We start from the raw sequence: 12490 nt of genomic DNA, 5'->3' as shown, positions 1-12490 counted from the left end.
TGATATGGAAGGAGAGCTTCATTTGCTCATCCACTTGCGCAGCAGGCGCTTTTTCAGGGAGGCGCGTTCTTGCGGGTTGCGTCCCTTGTGATTGGCGATGCGATCCGCCGTGGCGGCCTGGCGCTTGACGGGCCAGTAGGAGCGGCCATCCTTGCCCATCGACCAGACGCTGCTGGCCTGGTTTTCCAGCAGGGGCAGATGGGCGCTCAGGGCTTCGGGCGACGCGCTGGTCAGCGCCGTGCGCTCACGGGTGCGCCAGCGCTGATGCCAGAGCTTCTTGTCCTCGCGCTCGCTGCCGCAGGTCGTGTGCCCGACGATGGGTGTTTTGCGGCGGCTGCGGCTCATAACGTAGTGGTCTCCAAGAACATTCAGGACTGATCCCAGGCGTCGATGGTCAAGACCTGATCGGCAGGACAGGCGGCTACGCGGTCGGGAACTGGATGGTGTTCAGTCTCATGCCGACCCCATTCGATTGATCGCGTCGCTTGCGGCACGCTGCGACGCAAGGAGGTTTGCGACCTGGTTTAGCAGCCGTGTCCGCTGCATGTCTGTTACCTATCTCCCCGACCGCTCATTGGACCAACTCCAGAGATTGGGCTCTATCGCTCAGCCAATACGAAACCGGCATTGGCTGATGCCACAACCGAGACGAACACAAATGGCTCGGTACCTGTATTTCGCGCCCCGTGCACTTGGCCCGGTCTTGCCACGGCTATCTCACCTTCCCTGAGGGCACGAACAATCCCATTGCCCTGAAAGTAATCAGCCATTCCCGACAAAACAGTCCACGTGTCTTGGCCGTGAGGATGAATGTGAGCCGCAATTTCCTGCCCGGGATGGACATGCCAAACCACGATAATTGAGTCTCGGGTTTCAAGCACAACGGAACGAATAGGCTCGCCTTCGGACGGCTGAACATACTCGGCTACAGAAAATATTCTCGATTCAACAGTCATCGGAGATCCCTCTTTCACAGTGCCCCCAGACAGGCTGGATATGAATTCTAACTCGAATTTGAACGGGAGGCTGGTCGTGCGGTCGTGCAGTTGCCGATGAGCGTGTCGGCTGCTGCCTCCTTGCCCACCAGCGAACTCACGTCCGTTGCGGCCATCCAGAAGGTCTTGCCCGAGCGCGGCTCATAGGTCGCGGGATCGAACACGCCAGAGGGGCCGAACATCGGCGGCTTGATTGGTCATGGCTCCATGCCTTTGTCGTTACGGTCTTCATCGTCGGCATCCTGACGCACGGCGGGCAATTGCTGGAGCAACGCCGGCAGCCATTCCTGTACCGTCTCCCACACCACATCGAGGTTGATGTCGAAATAGCCGTGAGCCATGCGATTACGCATATTGCGCATGCTGCGCCACGGCACGTCGGCATGCGCCTGGGTGAACTCGACGTAGCCATCCATCACCTTTGTGGCCGCCTCGCCGATGACGATCAGGCTCATGATGACGGCCTGCTGGGTGCGCTTGTCGGCCAAGAAGTCGTCCTTGGCCATCCCTTCCACGAAGCTGCGCGCATCGGTTGCGGCCTGCTGAATGTGGTCGAGGTAATCGGGCAGGCGGTTCTCGCTCATATCGGTTGCGCCTCCGCGAGCACCTTGGCCCGGAACTTCGGCGGCAGGTCGCCGGGAGTCAGCAGATCGACGTCAACGCCGAGCAGCGATTTCAGTTCTTCTTCCAAATCGCCCAAGTCCAACAACGTGGCACCGGGCAGCGCATCGACCAACAGGTCGAGGTCGCTGCCATCCCGGTCGGTGCCATGCAGCACCGAGCCGAAGACGCGCGGGTTCGCGGCGCGAAAGCGGCCTACCGCTTCACGCACTGCGCTTCGCTTCATGTCAAGCACAACAGACGGTCGCATGCGCATCCTTTCTTATCGAAACTCGTTGAGATGATATGCAATCAAGAATAGAATTTCAAGAACTATTTTCGAGAATCGCAATGCCTTGATTCCCGTGCCGCGCCTGTGAATTTCACCCGCTCGACGAGCGCAACACCGGCGCCGCCTACGCCAAGAACCGGCGAATCGAACTCAAACTCACGAACCGCTGAGCGCCGCGTCACCGCGCTGCTGCGCCAGCCAGTCGCGCGGGGCGCAGCCCATGCGCACGCGGAAGGCGCGCGCCAGAGCGTTCGGGCTGCCGTAGCCGACGCGGTCGGCCACCACCGCCACCGGCCGCCCCTGCTTGAGCAGGGTGCAACTGACGTTCATCCGCCAGTCGGCCAGATAGTCGCCCGGCGTGACGCCCACCGCGTCCTTGAACGCGGCGGCGAAGCGCGCGCGTGACATGCCCGCCTTCGCCGCCAGCGCCTCGAGCGACCACGCGGTCTGCGGCGCATCGTGCATGGCGGTTATGGCGCGCGCGAGTTTCGGGTCGGCCAGGCCCGCCAGCAGTCCGGTGGCGCCAAGCCGCCCATCCATCAGATAACGCAGCAACTGGATCAGTAGCAACTCGCACAAGCGGTCGATGGCGGCCTGCCGACCGCACTGGTCGCGCTCGGCTTCGGCAAACAGCAACTCTAGCGTCGGCCCGAGGCCGGGCAAGTCCGCCAACGGAATCAGCAGCATCGACGGCAAGGCCATGGCCAACGGATTGCCCGTCGAAGCGCCCAGGTCGACCTCCGCACACAACAGCTCAGCGGTATCGCCGGGGGCGGCGACAAAACGATGCGACGCCACGCGCGGATAAAACAGCAGGCTCGGCTCGGTAACCAGCAGATCTTCATGCACGGGCGAACGCGCCGTAATCGGGCCGCGCCGCACCAGATGGATATAGCCATGCGGCGCCGCGTAATGATGCTGCCTACAGAAGGCGCCGCTGTGAAAAACGCGCGCCGAAAGCGAGTAGTGCCGGAGCAAGCCGGCCAGTCGATCCGCCATTCCACTCTCCATATAAGACGATAGGTTACGTATTTGATACTTTACGTGCCATATCGTACCAAACAAAGGGCGATCATGCCCACGTGCTCTTGCACCTCACCCACTACGGAGATAGACATGCCCCAAATCGCCCCCCTGACCATCGACACCGCTGACGCCGCTACCGCTGCCACACTCAAGGCCGTCAAAGCCAAGCTTGGCATGGTGCCGAACCTGTTCGCCACGCTGGCCCACGCGCCGGCGGCGCTCAATGGCTACCTCGGCTTGTCCGAAACGCTGGGCACCGGCCGCCTGAATGCCTCCCAGCGCGAGATCGTTGGGCTCGCTGCCGCTCAAGCCAATCGCTGCCAGTATTGCCTGAGCGCACACACCCTGATCGGCAAAGGTGCCGGACTGTCGGCAGAGGCCATCGCCGCGGCCCGCACCGGCCAGGCGGCCAACGCACTTGACGATGCAATCGCCGGCTTTGCCCGCGCGCTGGTCGAGCAACGCGGCGTGGTGTCGGCCGACGCCATGGCCAACTACCGCCGCGCGGGGCTCGACGACGGCCTGATACTGGAAGTGATCGCCAACGTCGCGCTGAACACGCTCACCAACTACACCAACCACATCGCCGACCCCACGGTGGATTTCCCCGTGGTCGCCGTCTGATCTCCATAGGCATATAAGGAGAACACGATGAAAATCGCACTCACCGGCGCTCTGCTCGCCAGCGCCCTCGTCCTGCCACTGGCCGTCACGGCCGGCGACTTTTCGCCCTATGTGGACAGCCAGGGCGGCATCAGCCGCCCCACAGACTTCCGCACAAACTTCGTCCACCTGGGCTCATATGCGGTGTTGGACGAAAAATCCGCCTCTCGCGGCCTGCACGATGTGTACACCGAAAAGGCCTCGGCCGAGCACTACCGCAAGACCGGCAAGTTCCCGGACGGCGCCACGCTGGTGAAAGAGATCCGCAAGCTCGAAACCAGCGCCATGACCACCGGCGACCCTGTGGTCTGGGGTTCCGATGCGGCCGTGTGGTTCGTGATGGTCAAGGACGCCAAAGGCCGTTTCGCCAGCAACCCCTTGTGGGGCGACGGCTGGGGCTGGGCGCTGTTCAAGGCCGACGCCCCCGCCAAGAATGTCGCCGTCAGCTACGCAGCCGACTGCATGGGCTGCCATGTGCCGGCGGCCAAGACCGACCGCGTATTCATCCAGGGCTATCCGACACTGACCCAGCACTGACTTGCTTGTCACTTTCAGAAGGCGACAGCACGAAATATCAAAAGTCGACCGCACGGTCTTTTCTGACGTTGGAGTCGCCTCAGAAAACGGAAAATAAAGCACGCTAAGGCGTAGTTCCCTCGGGCTACACCGCGTCCGCACTGCGCGGTTCTTTCTTCCCTTGCAGTGACGCAATCAGCGGGCAGGAAACGTTCCCCTTCCGCGCATGGCAGGCGCACACCAAATCAGACAGCACGGCCTCCATGCGCGCCAGGTCAGCCATCCTCTCGCGCACGTCCTTGAGCTTGTGCTCGGCCAGGCTGCTGGCTTCCTCGCAATGGGTGCCATCCTCCAGCCGCAGCAGCTCGGCGATCTCATCCAGGCTGAAGCCCAACCGCTGGGCTGATTTCACGAAGCGCACCCGCGTTACATCCGTCTCGCCATAGCGGCGAATGCTGCCGTAAGGCTTGTCCGGTTCCGGGAGCAAGCCCTTGCGCTGATAGAACCGGATGGTCTCCACATTGACCCCGGCCGTCCTGGCGAAAACGCCAATGGTCAGGTTCTCCAAATTGTTTTCCATATCGCTTGACTCCGTACATAACTACGGAAGTAAGCTTAAGCTATCCAATTCAGATTCGAAAGGACAAACGTATGTCTGAACCTCAAAACGGGCGCGGCGCGCTCTTCACTGGCGGGCTGGCCGCCATCCTCGCCTCGGCTTGCTGCCTCGGGCCGCTGGTTCTGATCGCCTTGGGGTTCAGCGGCGCTTGGATCGGCAACTTGACGGTGTTGGAACCCTATCGCCCCATCTTTATCGGCGTGGCGCTGGTGGCGTTGTTCTTCGCCTGGCGGCGCATCTACCGGCCGTCAGCCGCCTGCAAACCGGGTGAGGTTTGCGCGATTCCCCAAGTGCGAGCTACTTACAAGCTCATTTTCTGGGGCGTGGCCGTGCTGGTTTTGGTCGCGCTCGGATTTCCCTACGTCGTGCCATTTTTCTATTGATCACAGGAGTTCACCATGAAAAAGCTGCTTTCCGCCCTTGCCCTCGCTGCCGTTGTTGCCCCCGTGTGGGCCGCCACCCAGACCGTTACGCTGTCCGTACCGGGCATGACCTGCTCGGCCTGTCCGATCACTGTCAAGAAGGCGATTTCCAAGGTCGATGGCGTCAGTAAAGTTGACGTGACCTTCGAGACGCGCGAAGCGGTGGTCACCTTCGATGATGCCAAGACCAGCGTGCAGAAACTGACCAAGGCTACCGAGGATGCGGGCTACCCATCATCAGTCAAGAACTGATCATGAAAGACCCGAAGACACTGCTGCGGGTCAGCATCATTGGCACAACCCTCGTGGCGCTGTGTTGCTTCACCCCTGTTCTGGTCATTTTGCTCGGTGTGGTCGGCTTGTCCGCGCTGACCGGCTATCTGGACTATGTGCTGCTGCCTGCGCTGGCGATTTTCATCGGCTTGACCATCTACGCCATCCAACGAAAACGCCAAGCCGATGCCTGCTGCACACCGAAATTCAATGGAGTAAAAAAATGACCGAAATCACCGTGAATGGCATGACCTGCACATCCTGCGCCACCCATGTCAAAGATGCTTTGGAAAAGATTCCCGGCGTGAATGCCGCTGTGGTGTCCTATCCAGAAAGCCGCGCGCAAGTCATGGCAGACACCGCCGTGAGCCACAACCAACTGCTGGCCGCCATCGCCGCATTGGGTTATCAAGGCTCGATCCGGGTTGGTGATTTCAAAGATGAACCAAAAATCCGTGATGCACTTGAGGGCGCCGGTTTGCATATCGCCATCATTGGCAGCGGCGGGGCCGCGATGGCGGCGGCGCTGAAGGCCGTCGAGCAAGGCGCGACGGTCACGCTGATCGAACGCGGCACCATCGGCGGCACCTGCGTCAATATCGGCTGTGTGCCGTCCAAGATCATGATCCGCGCTGCCCATATTGCCCATCTGCGCCGGGAAAGTCCGTTCGACGGCGGTATTGCGGCAACTGTGCCTGCGATTGACCGCAGCAAACTGCTGGCCCAGCAGCAGGCCCGTGTCGATGAACTGCGGCACGCCAAATACGAAGGCATCCTGGACGGCAATCCAGCCATCACCGTTTTGCACGGTGAAGCGCGTTTCAAGGACGACCAGAGCCTGGTCGTCCGTTTGAACGAGGGTGGCGAGCGCGAGGTAACGTTCGACCGCTGCCTGGTCGCCACCGGTGCCAGTCCGGCCGTGCCGCCGATTCCGGGCCTGAAAGAGTCACCCTACTGGACTTCCACCGAAGCGCTTGTCAGCGACACCATTCCCGCACGCCTGGCCGTGATCGGTTCGTCGGTGGTGGCGTTGGAACTGGCGCAAGCCTTTGCCCGGCTCGGCAGCCAGGTCACGATCCTGGCACGCAGCACCTTGTTCTTCCGGGAAGACCCGGCCATCGGCGAGGCCGTGACAGCCGCTTTCCGCGCCGAGGGCATCGAGGTGCTGGAGCACACGCAAGCCAGCCAGGTCGCCCATGTGAACGGCGAATTCGTGCTGACCACCGGACACGGTGAATTGCGCGCTGACAAGTTGCTGGTTGCCACCGGTCGGGCACCGAATACGCGCAGCCTCGCGCTGGACGCGGCGGGGGTCACTGTCAATGCGCAAGGGGCCATCGTTATCGACCAAGGCATGCGCACGAGCAACCCGAACATCTACGCGGCCGGCGACTGCACCGACCAGCCGCAGTTCGTCTACGTGGCAGCGGCCGCCGGCACCCGTGCCGCGATCAACATGACCGGCGGCGACGCAGCCCTCAATCTGACCGCGATGCCGGCAGTGGTGTTCACCGACCCGCAAGTCGCCACCGTGGGCTACAGCGAGGCGGAAGCGCACCACGATGGCATCGAGACCGACAGTCGCACGCTGACACTCGACAACGTTCCGCGAGCGCTTGCCAACTTCGACACACGCGGCTTCATCAAGCTGGTCATCGAGGAAGGTAGCGGACGGCTCATCGGCGTGCAGGCGGTGGCCCCGGAAGCGGGCGAACTGATCCAGACGGCGGTGCTCGCCATCCGCAACCGCATGACGGTGCAGGAACTGGCCGACCAGTTGTTCCCCTACCTGACAATGGTCGAGGGGTTGAAGCTTGCGGCGCAGACCTTCAACAAGGACGTGAAGCAGCTTTCCTGCTGCGCTGGATAAAAAAAGGAGGTTTTCAATGAGCGCCTACACCGTGTCCCGGCTGGCCCTTGATGCCGGGGTGAGCGTGCATATCGTGCGCGACTACCTGCTGCGCGGATTGCTGCGTCCGGTGGCGTGCACCCCGGGCGGCTATGGCCTGTTCGATGATGCCGCCTTGCAACGGCTGTGCTTCGTGCGGGCGGCCTTCGAGGCGGGCATCGGCCTGGACGCGCTGGCGCGGCTGTGCCGGGCGCTGGATGCTGCGGACGGCGATGAAGCGGCCGCGCAGCTTGCCGTTCTGCGCCAGTTCGTCGAGCGTCGGCGCGAAGCGTTGGCCGATCTGGAGGTGCAGTTGGCCACCATGCCGACCGAGCCGGCACAGCACGCGGAGAGTCTGCCATGAACAGCCCCGAGCGCTTGCCGTCCGAGACGCACAAACCGATCACCGGCTACCTGTGGGGCGCGCTGGCCGTGCTCACCTGTCCCTGCCATTTGCCGATTCTCGCCATTGTGCTGGCCGGCACGACGGCCGGCGCGTTCATCGGAGAGTACTGGGGTATCGCAGCCCTCACGCTGACCGGTTTGTTCGTCCTGTCTGTGACACGACTGCTGCGGGCCTTCAAAGATCGATCATGAGCGCTTCCCATTGAGACAAACCACGCTGTCGCTACGTTGCCTCATGCCGGCATCAAATTCGGCTGAGTAGCTTCTCGCCATCTGGACGTAGCTCACCCTTGGGTGAAACATGCCGATACAGGGTCTGCCGCGTGACGCCAAGTTCCTGGCACAGGTCGCCGACCTTGGTCTCTGGCTGACCCATTGCCGCCATCGCCAGCCGCAGCTTGGCGGCGGTCATCTTGAACGGCCGGCCGCCTTTCCGCCCGCGCGCGCGGGCCGAGGCTAGGCCGGCAATCGTGCGCTCCGCGATCAACTCGCGCTCGAACTCGGCCAGGGCGGCGAAGATGCCAAAGACCAGCTTGCCGGCGGCGGTCGTGGTGTCGATGGCCGCGCCGTGCCCGGTTAATACCTTCAAGCCGATGCCGCGCCCAGTCAGGTCGTGCACGGTGTTGATGAGATGTCGCAGGTCGCGTCCGAGCCGATCCAGTTTCCACACGACCAGTGTGTCGCCAGTTCGCAACGCCTTCAGGCAGCTCGTCAAGCCGGGCCGATCCTCGCGCATGCCGGATGCCTGGTCCTCGTAAAGATGTACTGGATCGACCCCGGCGGCAATCAGCGCGTCGCGCTGCAAATCGGTAGCCTGGGAGCCGTCCGCCTTCGATACCCGCATGTAGCCTATCAGCATGTCGTACCTGTCACATATACGTTCGATTATGTGACAGTGTGCACCGGAAAGTTCTGGTCGTCAAAATTTGTCACTTAACCCGTCATTCTGTCTAAGACATGCAAAGGGTCCATCAGGCACGTAATGTGACAGGAATTCCGGGGGGGATGCCTTCCTTTGCGAAGGTGGCGCGCAACTGTTCCAGGGAAGCGGGGTCGCGCCGACCATAGGAAGCCAACGCGAACAGCGAGCGTGCCGTCTCGGGGTCGTGCCGCGCTTCAATGATGGCCTCATCGATGGCCTGGATTGCCCGTTGCCAGTGATCGACGGGTTCGGGCTTCGGCGTTTTCGCCGACAGGCCACTGGTGAAACCGGTTTGGGGTTCGGACCAGAACAGCTTTGCATGCTCGCCCGGCGGGCTTATATCCCTCACCTCAATCAAGCTGATTGCCGTTGCCGCCGCCTCCAGCATCTGCAACCGTACTGCCGGGTTCAGGGTTTCATACGGTCGCCACAGACTTTGCCCAGCACGCAGCGGATGCCCGCAGCCTTCCCAGACTTGGCGGAGATACCCCGCGCAGGTTCCGCACGTCGAAAGCGGGGTGTTCAGCTCATCGAGCAGCGTGCGTAGTAGCCGAAACCACAATCCAGCGTGGATGCGTCGGCGCGGCAGCTCCACATGGCCGGTCGTCAGTGCCTGCCAGGTGCGCCGGTCCATCACCGCAATCGCGTCGCTGGCGGTGCGCGGCGCAGTGTCGGCGTTCTCCCAGCCGAGAAACCGCCCAGGCACGCCCCAATAGGATTCCAGCCAGCAGCCATGCAGCGGGCAGCTCAGCATCAGGGGCAGCTTCCATGCAAGCAGTACGGCTTGGTTTGCCGGGTCGTTCAGACAGAGCGGGCAGGCGCGATGTATCGGCTGGCTGGGCAGCCAGGCACGCCAGCTCGTGATGGATCGCGTCCTACGGCGGAGTTTCGGCAGCAGCACCGAGAGCTGGAACGCATAGGTTTCCAATGCGTCTGGAATCTGATCATCAAGGCTGTCCAGTAGCCAAGGCACCCAGCCGGCGAAACTCATGCAACGCAGCCGGTCCGGCTCGATGCCGCTCCGCTGGGAGAGCATCGCCAGCAGCGCCAGTGGTGGCGCGGTGTCCAGGTCATCAACCTGGCCGTGACCAAGATCGTGCTCCAGCAGCTCGGACACCTCCATGTGATAGCAAAGGGCCACGCGGTTGAGCCACGAAGACAAGGCTTCGCCTTCCCTGGGAGCCGGATGCAGTGGCCAGTGTGGCGCTGGCTTCACATCAGTTCCCGCTCGAATTGCCGCCGCCGCTCGCTGGGACCGGTGTAATCGGCCATGCTGAGCGTGCGATGGTTGATCGCTTCCTCACCGCTCTCCACGGCAGCGACGGCCGCCGCCATCAACAGGTGCGCCAGCTCGCCGATGGTGCCCTCGCTGCGCGTGAGCAGGTAGCGGGCCATATCCAGCGTGGCAATCGACGAGGGTCGCCGCAGCGGGAGCGAAGCCGCGAAGCTGGCCAGCAGTGAGCAGCAATCGTCGTTGGCCTCCCACACCGGCAGCATCATCGGCTCGAAGCGGTTTTCCAACTGGTCGTCCGAGCGGATCGCCAAGTAGGCATCGCGTGTGCCGACCCCGACCAGCGGGATGCGCAGCTCGTTGCCGAGGAAACGCAGCAGGTTGAGGAATTCCCGGCGGTTGACGCTGTTGCCGGCCAGGACGTTGTGCAATTCGTCGATCACCAGCATGCGCACGCCGACCTTGCGTAGCAGTGCCAGCGCCAATTGCTCCATTTCCGGCAGCCGTGGGCGCGGGCGCAATGGCGCGCCCATCGCGGCAAGTAGCGCGACGTAGAAGCGGATTACCGACGGTTCGGATGGCATCTGCACGACCAGTACCGGAATGTGCTCCTGGTCGGCGTCGGAGCTGGCCGGGTGGGTGCGGCGGAATTTCTCGACGATCATCGACTTGCCGTTGTTGGTTGGACCGACCAACAGCAGGTTGGGCATGCGTTGTTTGTTCGGCCACGCATACAGGGCTTCCAGCCGATTCAGCGCCTCGACTGCTCGCGGATAGCCGATCCAGCGGTCAGCGCGAAGGCGATGGATGCGTTCGTCCGCCGGAAGACGGGCCAAGCCCTGGGCCACCGGCATCAGGTGGGACAAGTCGATGATGGGATATTCTTCCACGGCTACCACTCCTCAATCTGGTCGAACGGTTTGGCAGGTGGCTGGTTGTCTGCCTGCGGGTCAGCCATGTCCGCGTCCGGTGGTGGCGTGGTTTTGAAAAGAACTGCCGTTGCCTTGAGATGCTGGCGTCGATCCGCGTCGCGCCGCGCCTTGCGCGTAGCTTTCTGCGCGGTGGACACGATTTCGCGCATCTGGCCGATCATGCGAAACAGCGCCGACTCATCCACCTGTTCGCGCCCTTGCTGCCGCAATTTCGCCAGCGCCTGTCGTTGTTCCCAGAGGGTGACAGCCGGGTGCGACAAGGTGCGGTATGGAATTTCCAGATAGTGCTGCCCCTCCGGCTCCAGCACCCAAATGCGGCTGATGTCGCGCGGGTCGCGCCGGATCAGGAACGCAGGCAAGCGGTCGCGCCGAGCTATCCACGGCTTGAGCGCATCGGCGTAGTAATGGATGTGGTCGATGACGAAGCCGGTGCGGGTCAGCGTGCGGCGGATGATGGGCAGAAAATCGACCAGAAAAGCCGTGGTGCGAGTGATGACGGTTGGCACGCCGGTCCGCGCGATAGCTTCGGCCCAGCGCGCTGCCGGCGGCTGGAGCAGGCCGTTGTGCACGGAGCCGTGGTAGGTGCCGACCGCCAATGTGAGCCAGCGCTCCAGCTCACGCAGCGTCAGGGCGGCCTTGTTTTCGGAATCGTAGTCGCCGCGCTGGTCAGGGTTGGAGAAGGTCGTCCCTGGCAATTCGTCGTGGATCATCTGCATCGCCGTGCCGATGATCCGTTCCACGATGCCGCCGTAGTGCGGCTGCCCGAGCGGGCGATAGTCAAGCCGGATGCCATGCTGCTCGCAGCCTCGGCGTAGCGCTTCGCTCTTGAACTCGGCCGCGTTGTCCAGGTAGAGCAGCCTGGGCTTGCCGCTCATCGGCCACTCCATTTCTATGTTCAGACCCTCCAGCCAGGGACGCTTGTCGCAGGCGACATGCACAAGGCACAGGCCGACCGAAACAGATGACGGCGCTTCCAGCGTGACGACCATGCCGAGCACGCAGCGGGTAAACACGTCGATGGCGATGGTCAGATACGGACGGCCAATCGGTTGCCGGTCGCGCTCGTCCACCACGATCAGGTCGATGACCGTGTGATCAATCTGCACTTGTTCCAGTGGCGCGGTCACGGCGGGAGGCTCACCACCGACACCTTGCAGGCTGCGGGACGCATCCTGACCTTCCCGGCGGCGAGTGGCCTTGAGCGGATCGAGGCCGGCGATCCGCAGAGCCACGGTGTTGCGCGCCGGCGCCCGCAGCTTTTGCGCTTTGCAAGCCTGCGCGACCTCGCGGTGGAACGCTGCCAGGCTACGCTTCTGCTTGGTCAGGAAGCGCTTTTGCAGCAACTCGCGGATGATGCGCTCAACTGATTCCGGCAAGCGTCCCTTGCCTTTTCCGCCGCCGGATCGGCTGCGAGCCAGGTCCGTCACAAGCCCAGCACCTTGCCGGGCACGGCGGATTAGGACATACACCTGCCGCCTGGACAGGCCAAGCGCGTGAGCAGCGGCATCGGCGGCTTCATGCCCGACCACATCAAGCGCTGCCAGCGGCCCGATGATTTCCGCCCGTTGCCGGGCCTGCGCCCAAGCCGCATCGGGCAGGGTGGCCACGCCTTGCTCGGCAATCAATGATGTGTCTGACGCCATGCTCACACCTCGCTTTGGTGCACACGAGTATTGAGCATAGTCGAGATTGGTGCAGATGACTTC

Annotated in this window: 18 protein-coding genes; 8 read left to right on the top strand and 10 right to left on the bottom strand. The window is 62.7% G+C overall.

The annotated features are described in order from the left end of the window. Positions 1-18 precede the first annotated feature (18 nt). From PO78_RS10850 to PO78_RS10835, 5 genes are all read right to left on the bottom strand, one after another. On the bottom strand, positions 19-345 hold the full coding sequence (locus PO78_RS10850; RefSeq protein WP_003100858.1) for a hypothetical protein: 327 nt from the start codon (positions 343-345) through the stop codon (positions 19-21). A gap of 254 nt (positions 346-599) precedes the next feature. Further along, positions 600-956, bottom strand: coding sequence for a cupin domain-containing protein (locus PO78_RS22285; protein WP_003465043.1), 357 nt, complete (start codon positions 954-956; stop codon positions 600-602). Positions 957-1192: 236 nt separating this feature from the next. After that, positions 1193-1579: a HepT-like ribonuclease domain-containing protein gene (locus PO78_RS10845; RefSeq protein WP_003100872.1), complete on the bottom strand. Its 387-nt coding sequence runs from the start codon at positions 1577-1579 to the stop codon at positions 1193-1195. Next, positions 1576-1842 carry a nucleotidyltransferase family protein gene (locus tag PO78_RS10840; RefSeq protein WP_016487057.1) on the bottom strand — a complete coding sequence of 89 codons (267 nt, stop codon included), beginning with the start codon at positions 1840-1842 and terminating at the stop codon, positions 1576-1578. Before PO78_RS10840 ends, PO78_RS10845 begins: the two co-directional genes overlap by 4 nt. Positions 1843-2043: 201 nt before the next feature. After that, on the bottom strand, positions 2044-2886 hold the full coding sequence (locus PO78_RS10835; RefSeq protein WP_043743740.1) for a helix-turn-helix transcriptional regulator: 843 nt from the start codon (positions 2884-2886) through the stop codon (positions 2044-2046). A gap of 117 nt (positions 2887-3003) precedes the next feature. On the opposite strand from PO78_RS10835, the gene PO78_RS10830 reads away from it, so the two are divergent. Then, positions 3004-3537 carry a carboxymuconolactone decarboxylase family protein gene (locus PO78_RS10830; RefSeq protein WP_043743738.1) on the top strand — a complete coding sequence of 178 codons (534 nt, stop codon included), beginning with the start codon at positions 3004-3006 and terminating at the stop codon, positions 3535-3537. 27 nt (positions 3538-3564) lie between these two features. Continuing rightward, entirely contained in the window at positions 3565-4113 is a 549-nt protein-coding gene (locus PO78_RS10825) for a cytochrome P460 family protein (RefSeq protein ID WP_043743735.1), read from the top strand. Positions 4114-4237: 124 nt separating this feature from the next. Here the strand turns inward: PO78_RS10825 and merR are convergent, their stop codons facing one another. Further along, the gene (gene merR, locus PO78_RS10820) at positions 4238-4672 is read right to left on the bottom strand and encodes an Hg(II)-responsive transcriptional regulator (protein WP_000429838.1); all 435 of its coding nucleotides are present in this window, start codon (positions 4670-4672) and stop codon (positions 4238-4240) included. Between the two features lie 71 nt (positions 4673-4743). On the opposite strand from merR, the gene merT reads away from it, so the two are divergent. Genes merT through merE form a run of 6 tightly spaced genes read left to right on the top strand, consistent with a single transcriptional unit; the run spans position 4744 to position 7891 of the window. Next, entirely contained in the window at positions 4744-5094 is a 351-nt protein-coding gene (gene merT, locus PO78_RS10815) for a mercuric ion transporter MerT (protein ID WP_001294667.1), read from the top strand. 15 nt (positions 5095-5109) lie between these two features. Further along, positions 5110-5385: a mercury resistance system periplasmic binding protein MerP gene (gene merP / locus PO78_RS10810; RefSeq protein ID WP_000735441.1), complete on the top strand. Its 276-nt coding sequence runs from the start codon at positions 5110-5112 to the stop codon at positions 5383-5385. A gap of 2 nt (positions 5386-5387) precedes the next feature. Beyond that, positions 5388-5633 carry a mercury resistance system transport protein MerF gene (gene merF, locus PO78_RS10805; protein WP_000654684.1) on the top strand — a complete coding sequence of 82 codons (246 nt, stop codon included), beginning with the start codon at positions 5388-5390 and terminating at the stop codon, positions 5631-5633. Next, a complete protein-coding gene (gene merA / locus PO78_RS10800) occupies positions 5630-7276 on the top strand; it encodes a mercury(II) reductase (RefSeq protein WP_000136268.1) in 1647 nt (548 codons plus the stop codon). Before merF ends, merA begins: the two co-directional genes overlap by 4 nt. Before the next feature lie 16 nt (positions 7277-7292). Then, a complete protein-coding gene (merD, locus tag PO78_RS10795; protein ID WP_003465059.1) occupies positions 7293-7658 on the top strand; it encodes a mercury resistance co-regulator MerD in 366 nt (121 codons plus the stop codon). Further along, on the top strand, positions 7655-7891 hold the full coding sequence (gene merE, locus PO78_RS10790; protein WP_001087809.1) for a broad-spectrum mercury transporter MerE: 237 nt from the start codon (positions 7655-7657) through the stop codon (positions 7889-7891). The genes merD and merE overlap by 4 nt, the downstream gene beginning before the upstream one ends. A 52-nt stretch (positions 7892-7943) precedes the next feature. Here merE and PO78_RS10785 read toward each other — a convergent pair whose 3' ends face one another. From PO78_RS10785 to PO78_RS10770, 4 genes are all read right to left on the bottom strand, one after another. Continuing rightward, complete coding sequence (locus tag PO78_RS10785) at positions 7944-8558, bottom strand: recombinase family protein (protein ID WP_000904941.1); 615 nt, start codon at positions 8556-8558, stop codon at positions 7944-7946. 112 nt (positions 8559-8670) lie between these two features. Next, positions 8671-9837 (bottom strand): TniQ family protein, encoded by a 1167-nt coding sequence (locus tag PO78_RS10780; protein ID WP_014237540.1) that lies wholly within the window; start codon positions 9835-9837, stop codon positions 8671-8673. Next, on the bottom strand, positions 9834-10742 hold the full coding sequence (locus PO78_RS10775) for a TniB family NTP-binding protein (RefSeq protein ID WP_000393453.1): 909 nt from the start codon (positions 10740-10742) through the stop codon (positions 9834-9836). The genes PO78_RS10780 and PO78_RS10775 overlap by 4 nt, the downstream gene beginning before the upstream one ends. Positions 10743-10744: 2 nt before the next feature. Beyond that, complete coding sequence (locus PO78_RS10770; protein WP_443080474.1) at positions 10745-12391, bottom strand: transposase; 1647 nt, start codon at positions 12389-12391, stop codon at positions 10745-10747. Between the last annotated feature and the right edge of the window lie 99 nt (positions 12392-12490).

Source organism: Thauera sp. SWB20 (assembly GCF_000831325.1).
GTDB classification, from domain to species: domain Bacteria; phylum Pseudomonadota; class Gammaproteobacteria; order Burkholderiales; family Rhodocyclaceae; genus Thauera; species Thauera aminoaromatica.
Note: the sequence above shows the minus strand (reverse complement) of the source record. Positions and strands in the feature narration are given on the sequence as shown.

What these genes read in the sequence shown, in the direction of transcription:
- PO78_RS10850 (WP_003100858.1), bottom strand. Translation starts at nt 345, where the DNA reads ATGAGCCGCAGCCGCCGCAAAACACCCATCGTCGGGCACACGACCTGC.
- PO78_RS22285 (WP_003465043.1), bottom strand. Translation starts at nt 956, where the DNA reads ATGACTGTTGAATCGAGAATATTTTCTGTAGCCGAGTATGTTCAGCCG.
- PO78_RS10845 (WP_003100872.1), bottom strand. Translation starts at nt 1,579, where the DNA reads ATGAGCGAGAACCGCCTGCCCGATTACCTCGACCACATTCAGCAGGCC.
- PO78_RS10840 (WP_016487057.1), bottom strand. Translation starts at nt 1,842, where the DNA reads ATGAAGCGAAGCGCAGTGCGTGAAGCGGTAGGCCGCTTTCGCGCCGCG.
- PO78_RS10835 (WP_043743740.1), bottom strand. Translation starts at nt 2,886, where the DNA reads ATGGCGGATCGACTGGCCGGCTTGCTCCGGCACTACTCGCTTTCGGCG.
- PO78_RS10830 (WP_043743738.1), top strand. Translation starts at nt 3,004, where the DNA reads ATGCCCCAAATCGCCCCCCTGACCATCGACACCGCTGACGCCGCTACC.
- PO78_RS10825 (WP_043743735.1), top strand. Translation starts at nt 3,565, where the DNA reads ATGAAAATCGCACTCACCGGCGCTCTGCTCGCCAGCGCCCTCGTCCTG.
- merR (WP_000429838.1), bottom strand. Translation starts at nt 4,672, where the DNA reads ATGGAAAACAATTTGGAGAACCTGACCATTGGCGTTTTCGCCAGGACG.
- merT (WP_001294667.1), top strand. Translation starts at nt 4,744, where the DNA reads ATGTCTGAACCTCAAAACGGGCGCGGCGCGCTCTTCACTGGCGGGCTG.
- merP (WP_000735441.1), top strand. Translation starts at nt 5,110, where the DNA reads ATGAAAAAGCTGCTTTCCGCCCTTGCCCTCGCTGCCGTTGTTGCCCCC.
- merF (WP_000654684.1), top strand. Translation starts at nt 5,388, where the DNA reads ATGAAAGACCCGAAGACACTGCTGCGGGTCAGCATCATTGGCACAACC.
- merA (WP_000136268.1), top strand. Translation starts at nt 5,630, where the DNA reads ATGACCGAAATCACCGTGAATGGCATGACCTGCACATCCTGCGCCACC.
- merD (WP_003465059.1), top strand. Translation starts at nt 7,293, where the DNA reads ATGAGCGCCTACACCGTGTCCCGGCTGGCCCTTGATGCCGGGGTGAGC.
- merE (WP_001087809.1), top strand. Translation starts at nt 7,655, where the DNA reads ATGAACAGCCCCGAGCGCTTGCCGTCCGAGACGCACAAACCGATCACC.
- PO78_RS10785 (WP_000904941.1), bottom strand. Translation starts at nt 8,558, where the DNA reads ATGCTGATAGGCTACATGCGGGTATCGAAGGCGGACGGCTCCCAGGCT.